This is a genomic window from Mycolicibacterium parafortuitum (genome assembly GCF_002086815.1).
Taxonomy (GTDB): Bacteria; Actinomycetota; Actinomycetes; order Mycobacteriales; family Mycobacteriaceae; genus Mycobacterium; species Mycobacterium parafortuitum.
Window position 1 is genome coordinate 283,972 of the sequence record NZ_MVID01000004.1, and the last position, 25,438, is coordinate 309,409.

General features: G+C 68.4%; 21 protein-coding genes and 1 tRNA gene. 15 read left to right on the top strand and 7 right to left on the bottom strand.

What is annotated here, in order from left to right:
- Window positions 1–16 precede the first annotated feature (16 nt).
- The 5 genes from pbpA to BST38_RS07850 form a co-directional block, all read right to left on the bottom strand.
- The gene (gene pbpA / locus BST38_RS07830; RefSeq protein WP_083142689.1) at window positions 17–1,492 is read right to left on the bottom strand and encodes a D,D-transpeptidase PbpA; all 1,476 of its coding nucleotides are present in this window, start codon (window positions 1,490–1,492) and stop codon (window positions 17–19) included.
- Window positions 1,489–2,901, bottom strand: a complete 1,413-nt coding sequence (locus BST38_RS07835) for a peptidoglycan glycosyltransferase RodA (RefSeq protein WP_083142690.1) — start codon at window positions 2,899–2,901, stop codon at window positions 1,489–1,491. Before BST38_RS07835 ends, pbpA begins: the two co-directional genes overlap by 4 nt.
- Window positions 2,898–4,457: a PP2C family protein-serine/threonine phosphatase gene (locus BST38_RS07840; protein WP_083142691.1), complete on the bottom strand. Its 1,560-nt coding sequence runs from the start codon at window positions 4,455–4,457 to the stop codon at window positions 2,898–2,900. Before BST38_RS07840 ends, BST38_RS07835 begins: the two co-directional genes overlap by 4 nt.
- A complete protein-coding gene (locus tag BST38_RS07845; protein ID WP_083142692.1) occupies window positions 4,454–4,921 on the bottom strand; it encodes an FHA domain-containing protein FhaB/FipA in 468 nt (155 codons plus the stop codon). Before BST38_RS07845 ends, BST38_RS07840 begins: the two co-directional genes overlap by 4 nt.
- A 94-nt stretch (window positions 4,922–5,015) precedes the next feature.
- On the bottom strand, window positions 5,016–6,473 hold the full coding sequence (locus tag BST38_RS07850; protein ID WP_083142693.1) for an FHA domain-containing protein: 1,458 nt from the start codon (window positions 6,471–6,473) through the stop codon (window positions 5,016–5,018).
- Between the two features lie 247 nt (window positions 6,474–6,720).
- On the opposite strand from BST38_RS07850, the gene BST38_RS07855 reads away from it, so the two are divergent.
- Both BST38_RS07855 and BST38_RS07860 read left to right on the top strand, forming a co-directional pair.
- Window positions 6,721–6,803, top strand: a tRNA-Leu gene (locus BST38_RS07855).
- Between the two features lie 240 nt (window positions 6,804–7,043).
- Window positions 7,044–8,543 carry an FGGY-family carbohydrate kinase gene (locus tag BST38_RS07860; protein ID WP_083142694.1) on the top strand — a complete coding sequence of 500 codons (1,500 nt, stop codon included), beginning with the start codon at window positions 7,044–7,046 and terminating at the stop codon, window positions 8,541–8,543.
- Here BST38_RS07860 and BST38_RS07865 read toward each other — a convergent pair.
- Window positions 8,528–9,310, bottom strand: a complete 783-nt coding sequence (locus BST38_RS07865; RefSeq protein WP_110781677.1) for an SDR family NAD(P)-dependent oxidoreductase — start codon at window positions 9,308–9,310, stop codon at window positions 8,528–8,530. The two genes, BST38_RS07860 and BST38_RS07865, sit on opposite strands and share 16 nt — an antisense overlap.
- 5 nt (window positions 9,311–9,315) lie before the next feature.
- The gene (locus BST38_RS07870) at window positions 9,316–10,338 is read right to left on the bottom strand and encodes a sugar-binding transcriptional regulator (RefSeq protein ID WP_083142696.1); all 1,023 of its coding nucleotides are present in this window, start codon (window positions 10,336–10,338) and stop codon (window positions 9,316–9,318) included.
- Window positions 10,339–10,490: 152 nt separating this feature from the next.
- On the opposite strand from BST38_RS07870, the gene eltD reads away from it, so the two are divergent.
- From eltD to BST38_RS07935, 13 genes are all read left to right on the top strand, one after another.
- Entirely contained in the window at window positions 10,491–11,579 is a 1,089-nt protein-coding gene (gene eltD / locus BST38_RS07875) for an erythritol/L-threitol dehyrogenase (RefSeq protein WP_083142697.1), read from the top strand.
- 65 nt (window positions 11,580–11,644) lie between these two features.
- The gene (locus BST38_RS07880) at window positions 11,645–13,036 is read left to right on the top strand and encodes an ABC transporter substrate-binding protein (protein ID WP_083142698.1); all 1,392 of its coding nucleotides are present in this window, start codon (window positions 11,645–11,647) and stop codon (window positions 13,034–13,036) included.
- An 11-nt stretch (window positions 13,037–13,047) separates the two neighbouring features.
- Complete coding sequence (locus tag BST38_RS07885) at window positions 13,048–14,004, top strand: carbohydrate ABC transporter permease (protein ID WP_083142699.1); 957 nt, start codon at window positions 13,048–13,050, stop codon at window positions 14,002–14,004.
- Between the two features lie 2 nt (window positions 14,005–14,006).
- Window positions 14,007–14,897 (top strand): carbohydrate ABC transporter permease, encoded by an 891-nt coding sequence (locus BST38_RS07890; RefSeq protein WP_083142700.1) that lies wholly within the window; start codon window positions 14,007–14,009, stop codon window positions 14,895–14,897.
- Window positions 14,897–16,048, top strand: coding sequence for an ABC transporter ATP-binding protein (locus BST38_RS07895; protein WP_083142701.1), 1,152 nt, complete (start codon window positions 14,897–14,899; stop codon window positions 16,046–16,048). The genes BST38_RS07890 and BST38_RS07895 overlap by 1 nt, the downstream gene beginning before the upstream one ends.
- An 80-nt stretch (window positions 16,049–16,128) precedes the next feature.
- A complete protein-coding gene (locus BST38_RS07900; protein WP_237160707.1) occupies window positions 16,129–17,211 on the top strand; it encodes an ABC transporter ATP-binding protein in 1,083 nt (360 codons plus the stop codon).
- Complete coding sequence (derK, locus tag BST38_RS07905) at window positions 17,208–18,947, top strand: D-erythrulose 4-kinase (protein ID WP_083142703.1); 1,740 nt, start codon at window positions 17,208–17,210, stop codon at window positions 18,945–18,947. Before BST38_RS07900 ends, derK begins: the two co-directional genes overlap by 4 nt.
- Window positions 18,947–19,414 (top strand): ribose-5-phosphate isomerase, encoded by a 468-nt coding sequence (locus BST38_RS07910; RefSeq protein WP_083142704.1) that lies wholly within the window; start codon window positions 18,947–18,949, stop codon window positions 19,412–19,414. Before derK ends, BST38_RS07910 begins: the two co-directional genes overlap by 1 nt.
- A gap of 2 nt (window positions 19,415–19,416) precedes the next feature.
- The gene (locus BST38_RS07915) at window positions 19,417–20,961 is read left to right on the top strand and encodes a sugar ABC transporter ATP-binding protein (protein ID WP_083142705.1); all 1,545 of its coding nucleotides are present in this window, start codon (window positions 19,417–19,419) and stop codon (window positions 20,959–20,961) included.
- The gene (locus tag BST38_RS07920) at window positions 20,958–21,992 is read left to right on the top strand and encodes an ABC transporter permease (RefSeq protein WP_083142706.1); all 1,035 of its coding nucleotides are present in this window, start codon (window positions 20,958–20,960) and stop codon (window positions 21,990–21,992) included. Before BST38_RS07915 ends, BST38_RS07920 begins: the two co-directional genes overlap by 4 nt.
- 54 nt (window positions 21,993–22,046) lie before the next feature.
- On the top strand, window positions 22,047–23,096 hold the full coding sequence (locus BST38_RS07925) for a substrate-binding domain-containing protein (protein WP_083142707.1): 1,050 nt from the start codon (window positions 22,047–22,049) through the stop codon (window positions 23,094–23,096).
- A gap of 20 nt (window positions 23,097–23,116) precedes the next feature.
- Window positions 23,117–23,875 (top strand): SDR family oxidoreductase, encoded by a 759-nt coding sequence (locus BST38_RS07930; RefSeq protein WP_420872515.1) that lies wholly within the window; start codon window positions 23,117–23,119, stop codon window positions 23,873–23,875.
- A gap of 167 nt (window positions 23,876–24,042) precedes the next feature.
- Complete coding sequence (locus BST38_RS07935) at window positions 24,043–25,344, top strand: HNH endonuclease signature motif containing protein (RefSeq protein ID WP_083142709.1); 1,302 nt, start codon at window positions 24,043–24,045, stop codon at window positions 25,342–25,344.
- Window positions 25,345–25,438: the final 94 nt, after the last annotated feature.

The following is a 25,438-nucleotide window of genomic DNA, read 5'->3' on the forward strand; positions in this document are numbered from 1 at the left end:
GCTCGGCTGCGGGGACTCATGATGCCTCCCTCAGCGCCGCCGCGATCGTCGCGCGCCCGATCGGTGCGGCCAGCGCGCCGCCGGTGGCTCCGAGGCGGTCGCCACCGTTCTCGACGAGTACCGCGACCGCGACTTTGGGTGCCTGAGCGGGCGCGAAGGCGATGTACCAGGCATGCGGCGGCGTGTTGCGCGGGTCCGTGCCGTGCTCCGCAGTGCCGGTCTTGGATGCGATCTGCACGCCGGCGATGGCTCCCTTCTGCTGCGTCACCTGCTCGGCGGCGACCATCAGGTCCGTAAGTGTATCTGCGACCTGCTCGGGTACCGCTCGCCGCTGTTCGGTGGGCGCCGTGGTGGCGATCGTCGCCAGGTCCGGGCCTTTGAGGCTGTCCACCAGGTACGGCGTCATGGTCACACCCTTGTTGGCGACGGTCGCGGCGATCATCGCGTTCTGCAGTGGCGTCACCGCGACGTCCTTCTGTCCGATGCTGGACATGCCGAGCGCCGCGTCGTCGGCGATCGGTCCGACTGTGGATTCGGCGACCTGAAGCGGGATCGCCGGGGCCGGGGTGTCCACCCCGAAATCGGCCGCGGTCGAGCGCAGCGCGTCGGCGCCGGTATCGACGCCGAGCTGGACGAACGCGGTGTTGCAGGAGTGGGCGAAGGCGTACTCCAGCGTGGCGGTCGGACCGCCGCCGCAGGACATGCCGCCGAAGTTCTCCAGCGTCGCGGTGCTGTTCGGCAGCGGGATCTGCGGCGCCGCGGTCAGCTGCGTCTGCGGGGTGGCGCCGGACTGCAGCGCGGCGGCGGTGGTGACGACCTTGAACGTCGAGCCGGGCGGGTAGGTCTCGGAGATCGCGCGGTTCAGCAGCGGCGAGTCGGGGTCGTCGCGCAGCGCCTCCCACGCGGCGGCCTGCTCGGTGATGTCGTGGGTGGCCAGCAGGTTCGGGTCGTAGGACGGTGCCGACACCAGTGCCAGGATCTTCCCGGTCGACGGCTCCAGCGCGACCACGGAGCCCTTGCACGGTCCGTTGCAGCCGTCCTCCATCGCGTCCCATGCCGCCTGCTGGACCTCGGGGTTGATGGTGGTCGAGACGTTGCCGCCGCGCGGATCGCGGCCGGTGAAGAAGTCGGCGAGCCGGCGCCCGAACAGCCGCTCGTCGGAGCCGTTGAGGACGGTGTCCTCGGCGCGCTCCAGACCGGAGCTCGAGTAGCTCAGCGAGTAGAAGCCGGTGACCGGCGCGTAGGCCTGCGGATCCGGGTAGACGCGCAGGAACCGGAAGCGGCCCTCGGTCTTCACCGAATAGGCGAGCAGCTGACCACCCGCCGAGATCTGCCCACGCTGGCGGGAGTACTCGTCGAGCAGCACCCGCTGGTTGCGCGGATCGGCGCGGAGCCCGTCGGCGGTGAAGACCTGCGTCAGGGTCGCGTTGGCCAGGAGCAGCACGATCAGCGCCATGATCATGACCGAGATGCGGCGAAGTGAGGTGTTCATACTTTCTGGATCACCTCGGTACTGGCGCCCGCAATGTTGCCCGAGGGCAGTGCCTTGGTCGAGATCGGCTTACGCGCGTTGTGGGAGATGCGCACCAGGATGGCCAGCAGCAGATAGTTCGCGACCAGAGACGAGCCGCCGTAGGACATCCAAGGGGTGGTCAGGCCGGTCAGCGGGATCAGCTTCGTGACACCGCCGACGACGATGAACAACTGGATTGCCAGCGTCGCGGACAACCCGGCGGCCAGCAGCTTGCCGAAGCTGTCGCGCACCGCGATCGCCGTCCGCAGACCGCGGATGATGACGATGGTGTAGAGCATCAGCACAGCCGAAAGGCCAACCAGCCCAAGCTCTTCCCCGATCGCAGCAATGATGAAGTCGGTGGACGCGGCCGGGACGGTGCCGGGCTGGCCATTGCCCAGGCCGGTGCCGAAGATGCCACCGGTGGCGAAGCTGAACAGCGACTGCACCATCTGGTAGCCGGCCCCGTCGGGATCGGCGAACGGGTCGCGCCACGTCTGCACGCGCACCCGCACGTGGTCGAACATGTAGTAGGCGGCCACGCTTCCCGCGGCGAACAGCCCCAGCCCCAGCACCACCCAGCTGAACCGTTCGGTCGCGATGTAGACCATCACGAGGAAAGACGCGTACAGCAGCAGCGATGTTCCGAGGTCCTTCTCGAAGATCATCACGCCGATCGACGCGATCCACGCCGCCAGCAGCGGCGCGAGGTCACGCGGGCGCGGCAGATCCATGCCGAGGACGTGCTTGCCGGCGCTGGTGAACAGGCTGCGCTTGGACACCAGCACCGACGCGAAGAACACCAGCAGCAGGATCTTGGAGAACTCGGCCGGCTGAATCGAGAAGCCGGGGAACTGAATCCAGATCTTGGCGCCGTTCTGCTCCGACATCGACCGGGGCAGCACCGCCGGGATCGCGAGCAGGATCAGGCCGGTCAGCCCGCACACGTAGCCGTAGCGCGACAGCATGCGGTGGTCGCGCAGGAAGATCACCACCGCGGAGAACCCGAGCACTCCGGCCAGCGTCCAGAGCATCTGCTGGTTCGCGGTGCCGCCGAGGCCCTGGGCGGTGGCCTGGCCTTCGGGCAGGTCCAGGCGGTGGATCATCACCAGGCCGAGACCGTTCAGCAGCGCCACCACCGGCAGCAGCAGCGGATCGGCGTACGGGGCGAAGCGGCGCACGGCCAGATGCGCGCCGGTGAACAGCGCCAGATACGCGACGGTGTACTGGGCGAGATCCCAGCGCAGCCCCTGCTCCTGGTTGGCCTCGACCAACAGCAGTGCGAGGGTCGTGATCGCCGCCGCGAACGCGAGCAACGCGAGCTCGGCGTTGCGGCGGTTCGGCAGCGGCGGGGCGACCGAGACGACGGGCTGCGGCTGGGTCGTCATGCGACTTCCCGGCAGTTCGTTCCCGGTTCAGGCGGCGGTGGGGGCAGCGCGGTGACCGTCGGCGACGGCGACGGTGTGGCGGCGGGCGGGGGAGCGGGCGGCGCCGATCCCGACGGGGTCGGTGGGGCCGAGGCGCGCGGGGTCGCGGGCGCAGGGCTTCTCGGGCGCGGATTCGCCGACGGCGCAGGCGATTCCGGTGCGCCGGAGGCCGACGTCGGGGCGGGCCGCGGCGACGCGGACGTCGGCGCGGGAGGGGGAGCCGGCTTCGGTGTCGGGGTAGGCGTCGGGGTCGCGCACACCGGCAGCACGGAGCTGCGGGACAGTTCCTCGATCTGGCCGATGGCCTCGTCCAGCGAGCCGGACGGCAGCCCGGCGATCACCTGGGCGCGCTCTGAGGGACGGATGTCACCGACGGCGAGGAGGCGGCAGTCCCGGGGGTCACCGGACTGGTCGGCGCTGATGAGGGAGAGTTCGTTGCGGTTGTTCAGGCATCCGAGGAGATATGGCTCCTGCAAGGACACTCCGAGAAAGGAGCCCTGAACACCCCGCATGATGGAGACGGTGCCGTCGTGCTCGCTGACGTAGTAGTTGTTCCGCACGATCTCGCGTCCGACTGCCAGGCCCGCCAGCACCACAAGGACCAGCACGGTCGCGGCGATGATCATGCGCCGACGCGACGGGGGGCGCGGTGGGGGTTCCTCGGGTTGCGGCACAACACGTTTGGCGGCGTTGCGTTTCGGATTGAACGCCGACGCGCGGCCTGCCGCGGTGTTCGGCGGGGCCGTCTGGTCGTCGTCGCCGGACACCGCGCCCGCCAGGATCGGCTGGGTCTGGCCGTAGTCGTAGTCGACGACGTCGGCCACCACCACGGTGACGTTGTCGGGACCGCCGCCGCGCAGGGCCAGTTCGATGAGGCGGTCGGCGCTCTCGGCGACATCGGGGATCTGCAGCGCCTCGGCGATGGTGTCCTGGCTGACCGGGTCGGAGAGCCCGTCCGAGCACAGCAGGTAGCGGTCGCCGGCGCGGGCCTCCCGCATGATCAGCGTCGGCTCGACCTCGTGGCCGGTCAGCGCGCGCATGATCAGCGACCGCTGCGGATGGCTGTGGGCCTCCTCGGCGGTGATCCGGCCCTCGTCGACCAGGGTCTGGACGAACGTGTCGTCCTTGGTGATCTGGGTGAGTTCGCCGTCGCGCAGCAGGTAGCCGCGGGAGTCGCCGATGTGCACCAGCCCGAGCCGGTTGCCGGCGAACAGGATCGCCGTCAGCGTGGTGCCCATGCCCTCGAGCTCGGGGTCCTCCTCGACGTGCGCGGCGATCGCGGCGTTGCCGTCGCGCACCGCGGCGTCGAGCTTACTGAGCAGGTCTCCGCCGGGCTCGTCGTCGTCGAGGTGTGCCAGCGCGGCGATCACCAGCTGCGAGGCGACCTCACCTGCGGCGTGGCCGCCCATGCCGTCGGCCAGCGCCAGCAGCCGGGCCCCCGCGTAGACGGAGTCCTCGTTGTTGGCGCGCACCAACCCCCGGTCGCTACGGGCTGCATATCGAAGAACGAGTGTCACGGGCGCAACTCGATCACCGTCTTGCCGATCCGCACCGGTGTGCCCATCGGAACTCGTACCGCTGTCGTCACCTTCGCCCTGTCGAGGTATGTACCGTTGGTTGATCCTAGGTCCTCTACGTACCATTCCGGACCTCGCGGGGAGAGCCGGGCGTGGCGGGTAGAGGCGTAATCGTCGGTCAGCACGAGCGTCGAGTCATCGGCCCGGCCGATCAGCACCGGCTGGGTGCCCAGCGTGATGCGGGTGCCGGCCAGGGCGCCCTCGGTGACCACGAGCTGGCGCGGAACCGTGCGCCGGCCCCGGCTGGGCAGAATCGTCCCGCGCAGCGCCAGCCCGCGCCGCACCATCACCGCGCCGGTGGGTGCGTAGATGTCGGTGCGCAGGATGCGCAGCACGGACCAGATGAACAGCCACAGCAGCAACAGGAAGCCGACACGGGTCAGCTGCAGAACAAGCCCCTGCATCTGACGTCCTCTCCGTCCCGTCCTATCGGCACGCCACCTTGTGGGGCGTCGATCGACGTGGCGTGCACGCGACCGCTTCCCTCAGCGGCGCGCCTCAGTGAACGCGGACGATGATCTCGGAGTGTCCGAGCCGGATGACGTCGCCGTCGGCCAGCTGCCACTCCTGAACCGGAGCGTTGTTCACCGTGGTGCCGTTGGTGGAATTGAGGTCTGACAATAGCGCGACATGACCGTCCCAACGGATTTCCAGGTGCCGTCGTGACACACCCGTGTCGGGGAGACGGAACTGCGCGTCCTGTCCGCGACCGATCACATTGGCGCCTTCACGCAGCTGGTAGGTGCGTCCGCTGCCGTCGTCGAGCTGCAGCGTGACCGTCGCGCCGGCGGGGTAGTCGCCCTGTCCGGCGCCGTAGCCGCCGTAACCGCCCTGCTGCCCGGCGGGTGCGCCGTAGCCCTGGTCGCCGTAGCCGGCGGGCTCGCCGTAACCCTGGTCGCCGTAACCGGCCGGGGCCTCGCCGTAGCGGCCGTAATCGGGCTGGCCGTAGTCCTGGCGTCCGTAGGGCTGCTGACCGTAACCGCCCTGGTCCGGGTAGCCGCCCTGCTCGGGATAGCCACCCTGGTCCGGGTAGGCCGGACGGCCCTGACCGTAGCCACCCTCGTCGGGGCGGCGGCCGTAGTCATAGTCGTTGGACGGAGCGCCGTAGCCGGGTCCGCCGGGGGGCGGGCCGTAGCCGGCAGGGGGGCGCTGCTCGTAGTTGTGCGGCGGGTAGCCGCCCGACGGCGGCCCGTAGCCGGCCGGGGGACGCTGCTCGTACGACGGCGGCGGGTAGCCACCCTGGGGGTAGCCGCCCTGGTCTTGGTAACCCCCCTGCTCCGGGTAGCCGCCGCGGGGCGGATACCCCTGCTCCTGAGGGGGATAGCCCTGATCGGCAGGCGGGTAGCCGCCCTGATCCGCAGGCGGGTAGCCGCCGCGCTGGTCTTCGGGGCGGGCGTCCTGGCGGGGGTAGCCCTCGTCTTCGGGGCGGCCCTCGGGACGGTTCTCCGGACGGTTGTAGTACTCGTCTGGCCGACCCTGTCCTGGGCCGCCGCGGTAGCTCGGATTGTCGGTCATCGCTGGTACTCCTGGTTCTGCCTGGGACGTGACGTCTCGTGAAGGTGGAGCGGGTTCATCTGTGGCCGCGTCGGGATTGACCACGCCACGCGCGCGAAACTGTCCGGTGTGCAGGGTGGGTGACTGCTCGAATCTGACGACCACATCACCATACGTTTGCCATCCCTGCTCATGGATGTATCCCTCCAAGTGCTTGGCGAACGTGGTCGCGGTGATGTCCGGATCGGCATTCACCTTCCGAAAGTCAGGCACACTGAGGGTAATGACGTAGTCGTTCGGGGCCAAAATGCGTCCACCGTGGACTTTACGAGCGCCCGCATCGGCCTCCCGATGCAGAAGCGACTCGACTTCCGCGGGGACGATGGAGCCGCCGAACACCCGGGCGAAGGCATCACCGACCGAATCCTCGAGCTTGCGCTCGAAGCGGCCGACGAGTCCCATGGTCCTGTTCGCCTCCGTCATCGACTGGGTGATTTCTGCTCGCACCACGCCGCCACCGGCGCGTCGACCGGCAGCGATGCTTGCATGCATGCTATCGGCCATGGGTGCGCACGCGGGACCAACAGTTCTCTGAGAAAGCCATCGGTGCTGGTCACGGATCTGTGTGTACCCGTTTTGGAGAACAAGGGGGTGCCGAAGTACGGTTGGGATGCCGGGAGCCGTGCGTGATAGGCTCCCTCGGTCATTCGGGCGAGTGGCGGAATGGCAGACGCGCTGGCTTCAGGTGCCAGTGTCCTTCGGGACGTGGGGGTTCAAGTCCCCCTTCGCCCACACGAGACAAGGTCGCGGACTCTCCGGAGTCCGCGACCTTCGTCGTTGTCGGGGCCGCTGAGTTCCGGGCGCGAGCAGACGCGAAATCGGGCGTGTCGTAGGCGTGTTGCGCGAGTTTGTGTCTGCTCGCGGGCAAAAGGGGGGTGCTCGCCGAGCCGGGCGCCAGGGTCGCGAATGACGACGACATCGCAACCCTGAAGCCGGGCTCGCGGCCCGCCGGCCCGACGTAGGGTCTGTCGGGTGGACTTGCTGCTCGGAATCGACATGGGGACGGGAAGCACGAAAGGCGTCCTGGTGGATACCGCGGGGTCGGTGATCGCCACGGAGACGATCCCGCATTCGATGGATCTGCCGCGGCCCGGGTGGGCCGAGGTCGACGCCGAAGCCGTGTGGTGGCGCGAGGTCTGCACGATCGCCCGTGCGCTGATGGCCAAGATGCCCGGTGGCGGCCGGCTCGCGGCGATGTGTGTGAGCGGTGTGGGTCCGTGCCTGGTGTTGTGCGACTCCGATCACCGGCCACTGCGTCCCGCCATCCTGTACGGCATCGACACCCGTGCCACGGCTGAAATCGATGCCCTGACAGCCGAATTCGGAGAGCAGAACATCCTCGACCGGGCCGGGACGCTGCTGTCGAGCCAGGCCGTCGGCCCGAAACTCGAATGGGTGCGCCGGAACGAGCCCGGCGTGTTCGCGCGGGCCCGCGGCTGGTACGGGTCCAACTCCTACATCGCGGCGAAGCTGACCGGCGAGTACGTCATCGACCATCACACCGCCAGCCAGTGCGACCCGATGTACGCGACGCGCGACTTCGACTGGAACCGCGAGTGGGCGGAGCGCATCAGCGGGCACATCCCGTCGCCGCGGTTGGTGTGGCCCAGCGAGGTGGTCGGGACGGTCACCGCCGAGGGAGCCGACGCGTCCGGGGTCCCGGTCGGCACACCGGTCGTGGCGGGCGCCGTCGACGCGTACTCCGAGGCGTTCTCCGTCGGCGTGCGCGCGCCCGGCGATCAGATGCTGATGTACGGCTCGACGATGTTCATCGTCCAGGTCATCGACGAGTACCACAGCGATCCGGCGTTGTGGACCACGGCCGGCGTCGCGCACGGCAGCCATGCGCTGGCCGCGGGCACCTCGACCGCGGGCAGCCTGATCAACTGGTTGCAGACGGTGACCGGCGGCGCGTCCTTCGACGACCTGATGGCCGAGGCGCGTGCGGTCCCTCCGGGTAGCGAGGGACTGCTGGTGCTTCCGTACCTCGCCGGTGAGCGCACGCCGGTGTTCGATCCGCAGGCCAGGGGAGTGGTCGCCGGGCTGACGCTGCGGCACACCAGGGGCCACCTGTTCCGGGCGGCGTACGAGGGCATCGCGTTCGGTATCCGGCAGATTTTGGAACGCTTCGACGACGCCCACAGCGGCACCAGGACCGTCGCGGTCGGCGGCGGACTCCGCAGTCCGATCTGGGCTCAGACCGTCAGCGACGTCACCGGACGGTCGCAGCTGGTCCCCGAACAGGCCATCGGCGCCAGCTACGGCGATGCGCTGTTGGCCGGCATCGGCGCCGGAGTGGTACCGGCGACGACGGACTGGGCCCGGATCGCACGTGAGATCGAACCCGACCCGGCCAACCAGGAGCTCTACGAGGAGCTGTACGCGGGCTGGCGCGAGCTCTACCCGGCCACCAGAGACCAGGTGCACAGGCTCGCGAACCTGGACCGCCGCGAGCCTCAGCCCATCGTGTAACCGCCGTCGATCGCGATGTCCACGCCGTTGATCATCGCGGCCATGTCGGATGCCAGCCACACCACGGTGTCGGACACTTCCTGCGGAACGGCGAAGCGACCGAGCGGAATCCGCGCGAGCATCGGCGCGGCCTTCACCTCGTCGCCCCACACCCGCTGCCCCATCTCGGTCAGCACCACTGTCGGGCAGACCGAGTTCGCCCGGATGCCGTGCGGCCCCAGCTCACGGGCGAGCACCTTGGTCGCCATGACCAGGCCGGCCTTCGACGCGCAGTACGCGTAGTGGTCGGGCAGCGGGGCCAACGCGGCCGCCGAGGCCACGGTGATGATCGACCCGCCGGTGCCCGCCGCCACCATCGTGGCGCCGACCGCCGACGCCAGCAGGGCGGGAGCCCGCAGGTTCACCGCGATGGTCGCGTCGAACTGGGCGGGGTCGGTTTCGGCGGCCGGCTGCGGGTACGAGACGCCGGCGTTGTTGACCAGGACATCAAGGCCGTCGAACGCGCCGCCGGCGATCCTGGCCAACTCCGCGGGCGCCGCCGGTTCCGCCAGATCGATTGCGACGGTGCGGATCTGGACGCCGAACCGGTCGGCCAACGTCGACCGCGCTTCGTCCAGCTCGCCCTCGTCGCGGCCGCTGAGCACCAGATTCGCGCCGGCCGACGCGAACGCCGCGGCGATGTCGGCGCCGATGCCCTTGGTCGCGCCGGTGATCAACGCGCGCTTGCCGTCCAGCCGGAGTGCACCCGCGTACCGGGGCATCGCCATTGTCGTCACGCCTTCTCCAGGTGGGTGAGGATCGCCGTCGCCGTGGCAGGGTCGGTGACGAGCTGATTGAAGTAGCCGCCGCGGGCGCCCGCGACGATCGAGTCGATCTTCTCGGCGCCGATCGCCACGGCGATCGTCACCGGAATGTGGCGGAGCGCCTCCAGTTCCACCGCGATGAGCCGTCCGCTGCCGTCGAATTCGACCGGATCGCCCGCCCGGTCGTAGAACCGCGAGCACACGTCGCCGACTGCCGCGCGCAGCGAGGTCGACTCGGTCGGGACGAACCGGGGGATGTCCGAGCGCATCAGCGGCGGGGCGCCCACCCCCATCAGGGCGCACCGGGCCTGCGGCCAGAGATCCAGGACGCGTTGGATGCTGGGGTCGTTGCGCAGCGACGGATACAGGTCCGGGCCCGGAAGTGCCGGGGCGAAAAGGTAATTGGGCCGGCCGGCAACCCGGGCGGCGACCAGCCGGGTGATCTCGTTGGTCTGGTACCACGCCTCGGGCTGGTCGTTCCCGCCCACCGTCGGCGCGACGAGGACGCCGGGCAGCGGCGGCAGGTCGTACTGCGCGACCTCGTACACCGTCCGTCCCGACGACACCAGCAGCACGTCGCCGGCCAACAGGCCGGCCGTCGACAGCGCCCGGCCGACGGCCGGGGCGAGCACGCCGCCCATCACGTCCAGAGTGGTGCGGCCCGGTCCCGGCGCGGGAACCGGCAGGCTCAGCACCACCTTGGCCAGCGACAGCGCGCGTGCCAGCCGGTCGGACAGATCGCCCACCTCGACGTCCGACGGAGGTATCACCTCGATCCGGACGATGCCCCGCCGCTTGGCCTCGGCCAGCAGCCGGCTGACCGTCGCCCTGCTGGTGCCGAGCTGTGCCGCGACCTCGGCCTGAGTGGCCTCCTCGGAGTAGTACAACTTGGCCGCCTGATACAGCAGCGACGCCGGAAAGTGCCCGGGCTCCCCCTCGGGTGAAGAGGTGGAGGCTCCTGTGGGAGGCGTCGGCTTGGCGTGGCTGGCCATGCCAGGAGTATGCCATTTGAGCACCTGTCCACGTCAGATGTTCGCTGAACAACTGTTCTGGACATTCGTGCACAGGCGGAGTTAGTGTGACTGGACCCACATCGCCGACCGCGGTGTTGGACATGATCCCGACGACATCCACAGGAGCGCAGATGTCAGGCTCGACGCCCGAGAAGATGCAAGCGGTGGTGTGCCATGGACCGCACGACTACCGACTCGAAGAGGTCGCGGTACCGACAAGGCGCCCGGGTGAGGCGTTGATCAAGGTCGAGGCCGTCGGCATCTGTGCCAGTGACCTGAAGTGCTACCACGGTGCGGCGAAGTTCTGGGGTGACGAGAACCGGCCGGCGTGGGCCGAGACCATGGTGATCCCCGGGCACGAATTCGTGGGCCGCGTCGTCGAACTCGACGACGAAGCCGCCCAGCGGTGGGGCATCGCCGTCGGCGACCGCGTGGTGTCCGAGCAGATCGTCCCGTGCTGGGAGTGCCGGTTCTGCAAGCGCGGCCAGTACCACATGTGTCAGCCGCACGACCTGTACGGCTTCAAGCGCCGCACCCCCGGAGCCATGGCCAGCTACATGGTGTACCCGGCAGAAGCGTTGGTGCACAAGGTTTCCCCGGACGTGCCGGCACACCACGCGGCGTTCGCCGAACCGCTGTCCTGCGCCCTGCACGCCGTCGAGCGCGCGCAGATCCTGTTCGAGGACACCGTGGTGGTGGCGGGGTGCGGGCCCATCGGCCTGGGCATGGTCGCCGGCGCCAAGGCGAAGAACCCGATGCGGGTGATCGCACTGGACATGGCGCCCGAGAAGCTCAAGCTCGCCGAGAAGTGCGGTGCCGACCTCACCATCAACATCGCCGAACAGGACGCCGAGAAGATCATCAAGGACCTCACCGACGGCTACGGCGCCGACGTGTACCTGGAGGGCACCGGCCACACCTCGGCCGTGCCGCAGGGCCTGAACCTGTTGCGCAAGCTCGGCCGCTACGTCGAGTACGGCGTCTTCGGCAGCGATGCCACCGTCGACTGGAGCATCATCAGCGACGACAAGGAACTCGATGTCCTCGGCGCGCATCTGGGCCCGTACTGCTGGCCGGCCGCGATCAAGATGATCGAATCCGGCGTCCTGCCGATGAACGAGATCTGCACGCATCAGCTGCCCCTCACCGATTTCCAGAAGGGGCTCGACCTGGTGGCCAACGGCAAGGAGTCGGTCAAGGTCTCCCTGATTCCGGCGTAGCGAAAGCGACTGTGATGAGCCCAGAAACCCCGACCGGACGCAATCGCCTCGGCGCGCACCGGCCCATGACGCGTCGAAACATGCTGGCCGCCATGGGCTTTACCGGCATCGCGGCGGCCGGTCTGCCGATACTGTCGGCGTGCGGTGTGGGCGGGCGGGCCAGTGCCCCCAACGGGGCCGCGGACGTCACCGGCGGGTTCGACTGGAAGAAGGCCGCCGGTCAGACCATCAACATCCTGCAGACCCCGCACCCCTACCAGGTGTCCTACCAGCCGATGCTCGCCGAGTTCACCGAGCTGACGGGCATCGATGTCAACGTCGACCTGGTGCCCGAGGCGGACTACTTCACCAAACTCAACACCGAACTGGCCGGCGGTACCGGAAAGCACGACGCGTTCATGCTCGGTGCCTACTTCATCTGGCAGTACGGCCCGCCGGGATGGATCGAGGACCTCGGCCCGTGGCTGCAGAACACCTCGGCCACCTCGGCCGAGTACGACTTCGAGGACATCTTCGACGGCCTGCGGACCTCCACCCGGTGGGACCTGACCACCGGCCAGCCGCTGGGCAGCGGTGGCCAGTGGGCCATCCCGTGGGGATTCGAGAACAACGTCGTGGCCTACAACAAGGCCTACTTCGACCGCCGCGGGATCCGGCTGCCGGACAACTTCGACGACTTCATCCAGTTGGCGATCGACCTCACTGATCGCTCCGCCAACCGGTACGGCATCGCCACGCGCGGGTCGAAGTCCTGGGCGACGATCCACCCCGGTTTCATGACCCAATACGTCCGCGAGGGGGCTGTGGACTACACGTTCGACGGCACCGATCTGATCGCCGAGATGGACAGTGACCGGGCCGTCGACTTCACCCGCAAGTGGATCGAGATGCAGCAGAAGGCGGGTCCGACGTCGTGGACGACCTACGACTACCCCAACGCCACCGGTGATCTCGGCGACGGGACGGCGATGATGGTCTACGACGCCGACAGCGCCACCTATCCGAAGAACAAGCCCGGGGCCAGCGCCGAAGCGGGCAACCTCGGGTGGTACGCCGGTCCGGCCGGTCCCGACGGCAACTACAAGACCAACCTCTGGACGTGGAGCTGGGCGATGAACGCCAACTCCGCCAACAAGTTGCCGGCCTGGCTGTTCATCCAGTGGGCCACCGGCAAGGAATCGATGACCAAGGCCGTCGAGGGCGGGATCTTCGCCGATCCGGTCCGAAAGTCGGTGTTCGACAGCACCTTCAAGCGCGTCGCCGGGAACCAGCCCGGCTACCTCGAGGCGTTCGAGACCGTCATCGGGTCGTCGAAAATCCAGTTCACGCCGCAGAAGAAGTTCTTCGACACCACCAAGGACTGGGCGGTCGCCCTGCAGGACATCTACGGCGGTGACGACGCGGCCTCCCGATTGCGCAGCCTGGCCAAGACCAACACCTCCAAGGTCAACCTCTAGGAGCCGGCGACATGACTTTGCAGACCTCCCAACAGCCCGCCGCCCCGGCCGACCAGGTCGGCGCGGACTCGGCGCGCGCGGTGCCCGAGGTGCCGACCTGGCGGCGCCGGCTGCGTCCCTACCTGCTGTCGGTGCCTGCCGTGGTGATCGTCATCGGCATCCTGTATCCGTTCGCGGTGGGCGCCTACTACGCATTCCTGAACTATGCGGCGGTGAACCCCGATCCGCACTTCGTGTGGTTCGACAACTTCAAATCCGTGCTGGGTGACCAGATCTTCTGGCAGAGCGTCAAGGTCACCGCGATCTTCGCGGTGGTCGCCACCGTCATCGAGACGGTGATCGGGGTGGGACTGGCGCTGCTGCTGAACCGCTCGTCGCTGATCGGCAAGGTGTTCGAGAAGGTGCTGATCCTGCCGCTGATGATCGCGCCGGTGATCGCGGGCGTCATCTGGAAATTGATGTTCAACCCGCAGTTCGGCATCCTCAATCACGTTCTGGCGCTGGGGAACACCTTCGACTGGTTGTCGGCGACCAACGCGCTGTGGTCGGTGATCCTGGTCGATCTGTGGATCTTCACCCCGTTCGTCGCCATCCTGGTGCTCGCCGGGATCCGGTCACTGCCCAAGGAGCCGTTCGAGGCGTCCGAGGTCGACGGCGCGGGCTGGTTTTACATGTTCCGCAAGCTGATGCTGCCGATGCTGTGGCCCTACATCCTGGTCGCGGTCATCTTCCGGTTCATGGACAACCTCAAGGTGTTCGACCACATCTACGTGTTGACCCAGGGCGGGCCCGGCGTGGCCACCAGGACACTGCAGATCGGTGCGTTCGAGGACTCCATCATCAACCTGGACTACTCCCGGGGCAGCACCTACATGCTGCTGCTCTGGGTCATCGTGTTCATCACGGCGCGCTACCTGGTCAGCGTGCTGGGCAAGGCGCAGCGCCGCGCTGCCGGGGCGGAGTCATAGACATGGCGGGTCTGAAGGACCGATTCAGCCGGGCGGAACTGCAACCCGGTCAGCGGCGGTGGTCGATCGGCGCGGTCGCCGCCGACGTCGGGCTGGTGTTCTGGTTCGTCTTCTCGCTGTTCCCGATCTTCTGGATGCTGTTGCTGGCCTTGAAGAACGCCGAGGAGCAGACCACGACCTACTTCTCGTTCAGCCCGACGCTGGAGAACTTCGTCACCGTGCTGAGCAACAAGGGCACCGAGATGACCAGCGTCGACTTCAAGGCCTCGCTGGTGACCAGCCTGCTCAACTGTGGTGGCGCGGTGATCGTGTCGCTCGTCATCGGTATCCCGGCGGCCTATGCCGCCGGACGCTGGCAGTACAAGGGCAGCAACGACCTGATGTTCACGATGTTGTCGTTCCGGTTCGCGCCCGAGTTGATGGTGATCGTGCCGCTGTTCGTGATCTACAACCAGATCGGGCTGTTCGACACCAAGGTCGGCATGATCTGGGTGCTGCAGCTGGTGACCATGCCGCTGGTGGTGTGGATCCTGCGGTCCTACTTCCAGGACCTGCCCGACGATCTCGAGCAGGCCGCGCTGCTGGACGGATACACCCGGCGGCAGGCGTTCGTGATGGTCGCGCTGCCGATCGTGCGGCCGGGCATCGCCGCGGCCGCCCTGTTGGCGTTCATCTTCGCGTGGAACAACTACGTGTTCCCCCTCATTCTCGCCGACAGCAATGCCGGCACGGTGACCCTCGCGATCACCAAGTTCCTCGGCGGCGGCGGTCAGGCCTACTACAACCTGACCGCGGCGGCCGCCATCATCGCCGCGCTACCACCGCTGATACTGGCCCTGACCATTCAGCGGTACCTGGTTCGCGGCCTGTCGTTCGGGGCGGTGAAGGCCTGATGGCAACGGTGTCGTTGGTTGACGTGCACAAGTCGTTCAACAAGGGCGGCAACACGATCGACGCGGTCGACGGGCTCTCGGTGGACATCGCCGACGGGGAGTTCTTCGTGATCCTCGGCCCCAGCGGCGCGGGCAAGACCACCACGCTGAAATCGGTGGCGGGCCTGGTCGACATCGACGCGGGGTCGATCCACATCGGCGGCAACGATGTCACCCTGGTGGAGCCGTACAACCGCAACGTCGCGATGGCGTTCGAGAGCTACGCGTTGTACCCGCAGAAGACCGTCGCGGAGAATCTGGCCTCGCCGCTGAAGTCCGGCAGGACGGGACGCTACACCGAGGCCGAGCGCGCCGAGCGCATCGACCAGGTGACCTCGACCCTCGGAATCAACCACCTGCAGAAGCGTTTTCCGCGGGAGCTGTCCAACGGACAGCGTCAACGCGTCGCGCTGGGGCGGGTGCTGGTCCGCCCGGCCGACGTCTACCTGCTCGACGAGCCGTTGAGCCATCTCGACGCGAAGCTGCGGGCATCGATGCGCGCCGAACTCAAACAGCTCGGCGCGATGAGCAACACCACCACGATCTACGTCACGCACGACTACCAGGAGGCGCTGGCGCTGGGAGACCGCATCGCGGTCATGCGCGACGGCCGGCTGGTACAGATCGGCCGCCCCGAGGAGATCTGGCACCAACCGGCGGACACCTTCGTGGCCAAGGCACTCGGTCAGCCCGAGATCAACCTGCTCGACGGGGTGGTGGACAGCGGCCGGATCCGGCTCGGCGACGGCACCTTCGACGTTCCCGTCCCGCCGAGCACGCCGTGTCAGCGCGGCGACCGTGTCCGGGTGGGATTGCGGCCCTGCGACATTCAGGCCGACATTCAGGCCGACGTAGCACCGAGTGCCGATGGATCGGCACCGCGCGGCTGCGTCGTGCTCGCCGAACGGCTCGGCCGGAACGTCGAGCTCACCGTCGACATCGGCGGCACCCAGCTGATCGTGCTCACCGCCGGTCGCGGCGGGGCGGGTGAAGGCGCCGAGGTCGCGCTGACCGTCGCCGATACCGACGTCCATCTTTTCGAGATCGGCGACGGCGCCACACCACGGCTGGGGACGTCCGGCCACGAGCCGGTATTGGAGGCCGCACAGTGACTTCGACTACTCGGACGACATCGACGACGCGGAGCCGGGCGCGCGGTGCGACCGAGGCGGCGGCCGCGCAGAGCCTCACGCTGACCGATCTCGTCAAGGTCTACCGTGGCCGGGAGGTCGTGCCCGCGGTCAAGGGCATCAACCTCGCGATCGAGGCGGGTGAACTGGTCGCCCTGCTCGGTCCTTCGGGCTGTGGGAAGACCACCACGCTGCGCATGATCGCCGGGCTGGAGACGGTCACCGGCGGATCGATCCGCATCGGGGATAGGGAGGTGTCGCAGCTGCCGGCCGCCAAGCGTGGCGTCGGGGTCGGCTTCGAGAGTTACGCGCTCTACCCGCCGATGTCGGTGCGGGAGAACCTCCTGTACGGGCTGAAGGCCCGAAAGGTCAAGGGCGCCGAGCAGACGGTGGCCGCGATCAGCCGCCGACTCGAGCTCGACGACATGCTGGAGCTGCGGCCCGCGGGCCTGTCCAGCGGGCAGAAGCAACGGGTGGCGCTGGCCCGCGCGCTCGTGCGCAATCCACCGGTGCTGTTGCTCGACGAACCGCTCAGTCATCTCGATGCGTCGGCGCGGCAACGGGTGCGCCGCGAACTCAAAGTGCTGCAACGGGAATTCGGATACACCACGATCGTCGTCACCCACGATCAGGTGGAGGCGCTGTCGCTGGCGGACCGGCTGGCGGTGATGGACGCCGGGGTGGTCCAGCAGTTCGGCACCCCCGACGAGGTGTTCGACGATCCGGCGAACCTGTTCGTGGCCCAGTTCGTCGGCGAACCGCAGATCAACGTGCTGCGCGGTATCGCCCGGGTACGCGACGGCGGCGTGCAGGTCGAGATCGGCGCCGACGCAGGCGGTCTGGAGACCACCGTGGACGCGGCGACCTCAGGACTACAGGACGGCGCGACGGTCGATGTCGGTGTCCGGCCGCAGGACTGCGTGATCGGTGGCGCCGACGGCGACGGAATCGCCGCCACGGTCGCGTACTTCGAGCACCTGCTGGAGTTCGGGCTGCTGACCGGCACCGTGCCCGGACTGGAGGACGGTCTCGTGGTGCAGACCCCGGCAGCCGATTCGTACCGGACCGACCAGCGAGTGATCGTGACGGCGCCACCGGAGCGGGTGTATCTGTTCGACGCCGAATCCGGAGACAGGTTGCGATGACGAAGCTGTACAACGACCCCGCCCGCTTCACCGAGGACATGCTGGCCGGCTTCCTCGACGCCAACGCCCGCTACGTGGTGGGTGTGCCCGGCGGCGTGGTGCGGGCGCACCGCACCCGGCCGGGGAAGGTGGCCGTCGTGATCGGCGGCGGCTCCGGGCACTATCCGGCGTTCTGCGGCACCGTGGGGCCCGGCTTCGCCGACGGCGCGGTCGTCGGCAACATCTTCACCTCGCCGTCGGCCGAGGAGGCAGCGTCGGTTGCGCGCGCCGCACACTCCGACGCCGGCGTGCTGCTGACCACCGGCAACTACGCCGGCGACGTGATGAACTTCGGTCTGGCCGTGACGCAACTGCGCAGCGAGGGCATCGACGCGCACTACTTCGCCGTGACCGACGACGTCGCCAGCGCACCGCGCGGTGACGAGACGAAAAGGCGCGGCATCGCGGGGGACTTCACGGTCTTCAAATGTGCAGGCGCCGCGGCCGAAGAAGGACTCGATCTCGCCGGTGTGCTGCGGGTCGCGGAGGCGGCGAACGCGGCCACCCGCACGCTCGGGGTGGCGTTCGACGGATGCACCCTGCCCGGCGCCGACGAACCGCTGTTCACGGTGCCCGACGGGCAGATGGGCGTCGGCCTCGGTATTCATGGCGAGCCCGGTGTCTCCGAGGAGCCGATGCCCACCGCTGCCGAGTTGGCCGGCACCTTGGTCGACGGTGTGCTGGGTGACCGCCCCGACGCCGACGGCCGGCGCATCGCGGTGATCCTCAACGGCCTCGGCCGGACCAAGTACGAGGAACTGTTCGTGGTGTGGGGCGAGGTGTCGCGGCTGCTGCGCGACCGGGGATACGTGGTGGTCGAACCCGAGGTCGGGGAACTCGTCACCAGCCTGGACATGGCGGGTTGCTCGCTGACGGTGATGTGGCTCGACGACGAACTGGAGCGGTACTGGACCGCACCCGCCGACACCCCGGCCTACCGCAAGGGGTCGGCGGTGACGGCCCCGGCCGGTGAAGCCCGCAGCCAGGACGACGAAACCGTCGCGGCGGCAACCCAACCGGCGGCCGTCGCCGACGACGAGGGCCGCGCCGTCGGCCGGCTGGTCGCCCGCGGACTGGAGGCCGTGGCGGCGATGCTCGCGGACGCCGAAGCCGAGCTCGGCCGCATCGACGCCGTCGCCGGAGACGGCGACCACGGCCGCGGCATGGTGAAGGGCTCCTCGGCGGCGCGCGATGCCGCCACCGAGGCCGCCGACGGCGGCGCCGGACACGGGTCGGTGCTGAGCGCCGCGGGCAGGGCGTGGGCGGCCAAGGCCGGCGGTACGTCCGGGGTGCTCTGGGGCGCGCTGCTCACCGCGGTCGGCGCTCGGCTCGGCGACACCGGGACACCGGATGCGGCCGGCGTCGCGGCCGGCCTGCGGGACGGCTACGACGCCCTGGTCGCACTCGGGGGCGCGGCGCCGGGCGACAAGACGATGCTCGACGCGCTGCTGCCGCTCGTCGACGAGCTGGACCGGCGGGTGTCCGACGGCGCTTCGCTCGGCGAGGCGTGGCGGGACGCTGCGGAGGTCGCCACCGCGGCCGCGAGCGCGACGGCGTCGCTGCGCCCGAAGGTCGGACGGGCCCGCCCGCTGGCCGAGCGCAGTGTCGGCACTCCCGACGCCGGCGCCACCTCACTGGCGATGTGTGCACACACCATCGCCGAGTGCTTCACATCTGTTGGGCAAGGAGATATCTGATGGACAAGCTGCGGATCGTCGTCGGTTCTGACGACGCCGGATACGAGTACAAGGAAGCGCTCAAGGGCGACCTGGCGTCCGACCCGAGGGTGGAGGTGGTCACCGACGTCGGGGTGGGGTCCGACGAGGACACCGCCTACCCGCACATCGCTGTCGCGGCGGCCCGGATCGTCGCCGACGGCAAGGCCGACCGCGCACTGCTGGTGTGCGGTACCGGGCTCGGGGTGGCGATCAGCGCCAACAAGGTGCCGGGCATCCGCGCGGTCACCGCACACGACGGCTTCTCGGTGGAACGGTCGGTGTTGTCCAACAACGCGCAGGTGCTGTGCTTCGGCCAGCGCGTGATCGGGCTGGAGCTGGCGCGCCGGCTCGCCCGCGAGTGGATCGGCTACCAGTTCGACCCGCAAAGTGCGTCCGCTGCCAAGGTCGAGGCAATCGAGAACTACGAACACCCGGTCGCGAACTAGCGATGGCCGAAGCACTGCTCGAATGTTCGGGCATCAGAAAGAGTTTCGGTGGAGTGCCGGTACTCGAGGGTGTCACCCTGCACCTGGAACCGGGGACGGTGACCGCGTTGTCCGGCGAGAACGGCGCGGGCAAGTCGACGTTGATGAAGATCGTCTCGGGCCAGTACGCCGCAGATTCGGGCACCGTGTCGGTGCACGGAAAGACGCTGGCTTCGGGCAACACCCGGGACGCGGTCCGGCACGGCGTGGCTATCGTGCCGCAGGAGCTGGCCTCGATCGAGGATATGACCGTCTACGAGAACCTGTTCGTGGGACGGGAATTGAAGCGCGGGCCGTTCCTGAACCGGCGCGCGATGATCGCCGAGGCCAGGGAGACCCTGGCCGTGTTCGACGTCGCGATCTCCCCGACCGCGCGGATGGGCAGCCTGCCGGTGGGGCTGCGGCAGATCGTCGAGATCGTCAAGGCGGCCCGCACCGGTGCGCAGGTGATGATGCTCGACGAACCCACCTCGGCGATCTCGGAGCGAGAGGTCGAAGGCCTCTACCGGATCGTGCGGCAACTGCGTGACCACGGGGTGGCGATGGTCTACACGACGCACAAGATGGCAGAGATCCGGGCCATCGCGGACCGGGTGGTGGTACTGCGCGACGGCGGCCTGATCTTGGACGAGTCGATCGACGACGTCTCCGACGACGACATCGTCACCGCGATGATCGGCCGCGAACTCGAGGCCCTGTTCCCCGACCGGTCCGACCCCGGGGACGATCCGGTGCTCGAGGTGGCCGACCTGCACGTCGACGGCGCCTCCGGGCCGGTGTCGTTCACGGTCCGCGCCGGTGAGATCGTCGGGCTGGCTGGACTTGTCGGCGCCGGCCGCACCGAACTGCTGGAGGCGATCTTCGGAGCCCGGCACAGTACCGGTGGCTCCGTGACGGTCGGCGGGAAGACGGTCAAACGTAACCAGCCGGCCGCCGCGATCTCGGCGGGGATGGCGATGGTGCCCGAAGACCGCAAGCTTTCCGGTGCCGTGCTGTCGATGAGCGTGCTGGACAACGCGACACTGCCCAGAATGTCGTCGTTCTCGCTGGCGGGCTGGCTGCGCGGAAAGGCGCGCAACACCGCCGTCGAGCAGGCGATGGCCTCGGTGCAGCTGCGCAGTCGCGGGCTCAGCCAGGAGGTCGGCACGCTCTCGGGCGGCAATCAGCAGAAGGTCGTGCTGGCGCGGTGGCTGACCGGGGACGTCAACGTCCTGCTGCTCGACGAACCCACCCGCGGGGTCGACGTCGGCGCGCGCAGCGAGATCTACCGCATCATCACCGAACTGGCCGCCCGCGGGATGGCGGTGCTGATGGCCTCATCGGACATGCCCGAGGTGGTGGGCCTGTCGCACCGTGCCTTCGTCATGCGGGAGGGGCGGTTGGTCGGCGAATTGGACCGCGACGCACTCGATCATCCCGCGGTGCAGGAGTCGGTCTTCCGGCTTGCCACAGCGCTCGACTCCACTCCGGAGACTTCACTTCCCAGCGATCAGGAGGCCGTATCGTGACCACCAGGCTTGACGGGGAGGACACCGCGTCCTCCCGGGCACCCAGTGTGGCGTCGCCGGTCACCGGCGAGCCGGTGCGGCTGTTCTCGCGCGAGTGGTTCGCCGGGATGGCGCTGCGATACGCGATGGTGCTGGTGATGCTGCTGGTCATCGCCTACTTCAGTTACCGCAGTGCACGATTCGGCACGGTCGACAACCTCGTCACGATCCTGGTGGCCGCCGCGCCGTTCGCGCTGATCGCGCTCGGGCAGACGCTGGTGATCCTCACCGGCGGCATCGACCTGTCGGTGGGCAGCGTCATCGCGGTGTCGGCGATGGCCGCCGCGGCCACGGCCAAGGCCAACCCGGGCCAGGTCTGGCTGAGCGTGCTGGTCGCGATGCTGGTGGGTCTGTCGGTGGGTTGCGTGAACGGAATCCTGGTGTCGCGCCTCAACGTTCCACCGTTCATCGCGACATTGGGCACCCTGACCGCGGGCTCCGGCATGGCGTATGTGATCGGTGGCGGCGCACCGATCAACGGGCTGCCCGCCGAGTTCGGTTCCATCGCCAACACCAAGATCCTCGGACTGCAGGTGCCGGTGTTGCTGATGATCGTCGCCATCATCGCGCTGGCCGTCATCATGAAGCGCACCACCTACGGCATGCGGGTCTACGCCGTCGGCGGCAACCGCGTCGCCGCCGAGATCGCCGGGATCAACGCCAAGAACGTGCTGTTCAGCGTGTACGCGATCTCCGGCCTGCTGGCCGGGCTGTCGGGCGTCATGCTGGCCTCGCGAGTGATCTCGGGACCGCCGAACTTGGGCCAGGGCTACGAACTCGACGCGATCGCCGCGGTCGTGATCGGCGGCGCGAGCCTGATGGGCGGTCGCGGGTCGATCTGGGGAACCGCACTGGGGCTCTTGATGATCCAGACGCTGAACAACGGCCTGGACATCCTGGTCGTGCCCGCCTACTGGCAGGACGTCATCAAGGGCGTACTGATCGTGTCGGCGGTCGCCGTCGACGTGTGGTCCTCCCGCCGAAGAACTTGACGGACGCATCCGGCGTCCGCGATCCCATCCCCACCACTGAAAAGAGAAAGACACATGAGACTGGGCACAAAGATGTTCGCGGTCGCATCCGCCACCGCGTTGGGCTTGACGATGACCGCCTGCGGCGCCGGTGACCCCGGCGCGGGCAGCGACGCGTCCCGGATCGGCGTCACGGTGTACGACATGAGCTCGTTCATCACCGCCGGCAAAGAGGGCATGGAGGCCTACGCCAAGGACAACAACATCGAATTGGTCTGGAACTCCGCCAATCTCGACGTCTCCACCCAGGCCAGCCAGGTGGATTCGATGATGAACCAGGGTGTGGACGCGATCATCGTGGTTCCGGTGCAAGCCGATTCGCTCGGGCCGCAGGTGGCAGCGGCCAAGGCCAAGGGAATTCCGCTCATCCCGGTCAACGCCGCGCTCAACAGCCCCGACGTCGCTGCCAGCGTGCAACCGGACGATGTTGCGGCCGGGGCACAGGAGATGCAGATGATGGCCGACCGACTCGGCGGCAGGGGCAACATCGTGATCCTGCAGGGCCCGCTCGGACAGTCCGGTGAACTCGACCGCAGCAAGGGCATCGAGCAGACCCTGGCCAAGTATCCCGACATCAAAGTGCTCGCCAAGGACACCGCGAACTGGAAACGCGACGAGGCGGTCAACAAGATGAAGAACTGGATCTCCGGGTTCGGCCCGCAGATCGACGGGGTGGTCGCGCAGAACGACGACATGGGTCTGGGCGCGCTGCAGGCACTCAAGGAGGCCGGCCGGACCGGCGTGCCGATCGTCGGCATCGACGGAATCGAGGACGGGCTCAACGCGGTCAAGAGCGGTGAGTTCATCGGCACCTCACTGCAGAACGGCACCGTGGAACTCGCGACGGGCCTGGCGGTCGCCAACGCGCTGGTCAAGGGGGAGACCGTGGACACCAAGCCCGTCTACATCATGCCCGCCATCACCCCGGAGAACGTCGACGTCGCGATCGAGCACGTGGTGACCGGCCGGCAGCAGTTCCTCGACGGACTCAGCGACCTGATCACGAAGAACCTCGAGACCGGCGACATCGCCTACGAGGGCATTCCCGGTCAGAAGCAGCCCTGAGCGGACGATCGGACATATCGGTGACTGAAGTCGATTTCACCTTCCGACTCGACGACAAGGTCGCCCTGGTGACCGGCGGAGCCGCCGGCATCGGGGCGGCCATCGCCTCGGCCTACGCGGGTAAGGGCGCCCGGGTCGCCGTCGTCGACCGCGATGAGGACGGCGCGGTCGAGACGGCCCGGTCCCTGCCCGGCGACAGTCGCGGATTTCGTTGCGACGTAGCGGATCCCGATTCGGTGCGGGCTGTCGTCGACGCGGTACTGGAGACGTTCGGCCGGATCGACATCCTGGTCAACTGCGCGGGCATCGTGGCGCTGGCCCCGGCAGAGGAACTGTCGGTGAAGGGATGGGATGCGACCCTCGACGTGAACCTGAAGGGCACGTTCCTGATGTGTCAGGCGGTCGGGACGGCGATGCTGGAAGCCGGGGGCGGGGCCATCATCAATCTGGCATCCCAGGCCGCCACGGTCGCCCTCGATCAGCACGTCGCGTACTGCGCCTCGAAGTTCGGTGTGCTGGGAGTGACCAAGGTGCTGGCCTCCGAGTGGGGTCCGCGCGGGGTGCGGGCCAACACCATCTCGCCGACCGTGGTGCTCACTGAGCTCGGCCGCAAGGCATGGGACGGTCCGCGCGGGGAGGAGATGAAGAAGCTCATCCCGAGCGGGCGGTTCGCCTATCCGGACGAGATCGCCGCCGCTGCGGTGTATCTGGCCTCCGACGCGGCCGGCATGGTCAACGGCGCGGATCTGCTGATCGACGGCGGGTACACCATCCGCTAGCTGTATCGACCTGCGCGACGACGTCGCCCGACCGCGAGACGGTGCTCAGGGTCGTGATCTGACCAATTTCACGACCCTGGGCGCAGTTTCGCGGTCATCGCGATTCGTTTGAGTGACAGGCGGTTTCGCGCGCGTTAGTTGTCAGACCCGGGTGGTTGTATGGGGCTATGTCCTTGACCGGTGCTGACACGTCTGTCGGGCTGACTCAGTCGGATCAGTTGGGGTTGATCTTCGACGAGCTCTCCGAGTTGGCCGGTCAGCGCAATGCCATCGACGGGCGCATCGTCGAGCTCGCCGCCGAGATCGACCGGCAGCAACTGCTCGGCATCAGTGGCGCCAAAACGGTCGCGGCGCTACTGGCCTGGAAGGTCGGGACTTCGCGCCGCAACGCCGAAACCATTGTCACGGTGGCCGATCGGCTCGGTGAGTTCCCACTCTGCGTCGGAGGGCTCAAGGAGGGCCGCTTCTCGCTGGATCAGGTCGGGGTGATCGCCGAGCACGCCGGCGAGGGCTCCGATGCCCACTACGCCCAGCTCGCCGAGAACGCCTCGGTCAGCCAGCTGCGCACCGCCGTCAAACTCGAACCCCGCCCCGACCCCGAACCCGAGGTCGATCCGTTCGCCGAAGAGGGTGACGATCCGCTCCCGCCGCCGATGCCCGACGAGGCGATCACCACCACCAGCGACGCCGACTACACCTATTGGCACATCAAGCTCACCCACGACAACTCCGCGATCTTCGCCTCGGCACTGCAATCGCACAAAGACGGACTGATCGCGGAGTGGAAACGCGACCACGACCACGACACCGACACCGACAGCGGCTCGCAGTCGCAGCGTCCGCCGCTGCCCGGCAAGGTCGCGGCGTTCAAAGCGCTGGTGCGGGCCGCCTGGGATGCCGAGGCGTTCCGTCGCCCGCACGGCCAGCACACCACGGTGGTGGTGCACGTCGACGCCGACACCAAAGTCGCCGCACTGCATCTCGGACCGATGCTGACCAACGAGGAGCGCCGCTACCTGTCCTGTGACGCCACCTGCGAGGTGTGGTTCGAACGCCACGGCCGGCCCATCGGTGCCGGACGGAGCACCCGCACCGTCAACCGGCGGCTACGACGCGCGCTGGAACAGCGCGACCGCACCTGCGTCGTCCCCGGCTGCGGATCCACCCAGGGGCTGCATGCTCACCACATCGTGCACTGGGAAGACGGCGGGGAAACCGAGCTCGAGAACTTGGTGCTGGTGTGTCCGTACCACCATCGCGCGCACCACCGTGGGCTGATCAACATCGTCGGCCCCGCCCACCGGCTCGTCGTCGCCAATCACCTCGGTAAACCACTGACGCACGGGTCGCTGGCACACCAGCCGTCCACACCACCACCCGATGTCCCGCCCTACCCCGGGCCGTGCGGTGAACGCGCCCAATGGAAGTGGTACAACCCCTACGAACCCCCACCGCCGATGCGGAACTGAAGTCGAGCCTGGTTCAGCCTGGCCGCTGATCGCGGTGCCCCAATAAAGTCCCGGAATCAAGCAGGGCCCTTAAAATGCAGCCGGGGCGACGAGG

Coding starts and splice junctions, on each gene's coding strand:
- derK (WP_083142703.1), top strand. CDS start 17,208: ATGACGAAGCTGTACAACGACCCCGCCCGCTTCACCGAGGACATGCTG.
- BST38_RS07915 (WP_083142705.1), top strand. CDS start 19,417: ATGGCCGAAGCACTGCTCGAATGTTCGGGCATCAGAAAGAGTTTCGGT.
- BST38_RS07850 (WP_083142693.1), bottom strand. CDS start 6,473: ATGGGACTCGTCGGCCGCTTCGAGCGCAAGCTCGAGGATTCGGTCGGT.
- BST38_RS07865 (WP_110781677.1), bottom strand. CDS start 9,310: ATGGCGATGCCCCGGTACGCGGGTGCACTCCGGCTGGACGGCAAGCGC.
- eltD (WP_083142697.1), top strand. CDS start 10,491: ATGTCAGGCTCGACGCCCGAGAAGATGCAAGCGGTGGTGTGCCATGGA.
- BST38_RS07935 (WP_083142709.1), top strand. CDS start 24,043: ATGTCCTTGACCGGTGCTGACACGTCTGTCGGGCTGACTCAGTCGGAT.
- BST38_RS07880 (WP_083142698.1), top strand. CDS start 11,645: ATGACGCGTCGAAACATGCTGGCCGCCATGGGCTTTACCGGCATCGCG.
- BST38_RS07890 (WP_083142700.1), top strand. CDS start 14,007: ATGGCGGGTCTGAAGGACCGATTCAGCCGGGCGGAACTGCAACCCGGT.
- BST38_RS07870 (WP_083142696.1), bottom strand. CDS start 10,338: ATGGCCAGCCACGCCAAGCCGACGCCTCCCACAGGAGCCTCCACCTCT.
- BST38_RS07895 (WP_083142701.1), top strand. CDS start 14,897: ATGGCAACGGTGTCGTTGGTTGACGTGCACAAGTCGTTCAACAAGGGC.
- BST38_RS07910 (WP_083142704.1), top strand. CDS start 18,947: ATGGACAAGCTGCGGATCGTCGTCGGTTCTGACGACGCCGGATACGAG.
- BST38_RS07925 (WP_083142707.1), top strand. CDS start 22,047: ATGAGACTGGGCACAAAGATGTTCGCGGTCGCATCCGCCACCGCGTTG.
- BST38_RS07835 (WP_083142690.1), bottom strand. CDS start 2,901: ATGACGACCCAGCCGCAGCCCGTCGTCTCGGTCGCCCCGCCGCTGCCG.
- pbpA (WP_083142689.1), bottom strand. CDS start 1,492: ATGAACACCTCACTTCGCCGCATCTCGGTCATGATCATGGCGCTGATC.
- BST38_RS07845 (WP_083142692.1), bottom strand. CDS start 4,921: ATGCAGGGGCTTGTTCTGCAGCTGACCCGTGTCGGCTTCCTGTTGCTG.
- BST38_RS07885 (WP_083142699.1), top strand. CDS start 13,048: ATGACTTTGCAGACCTCCCAACAGCCCGCCGCCCCGGCCGACCAGGTC.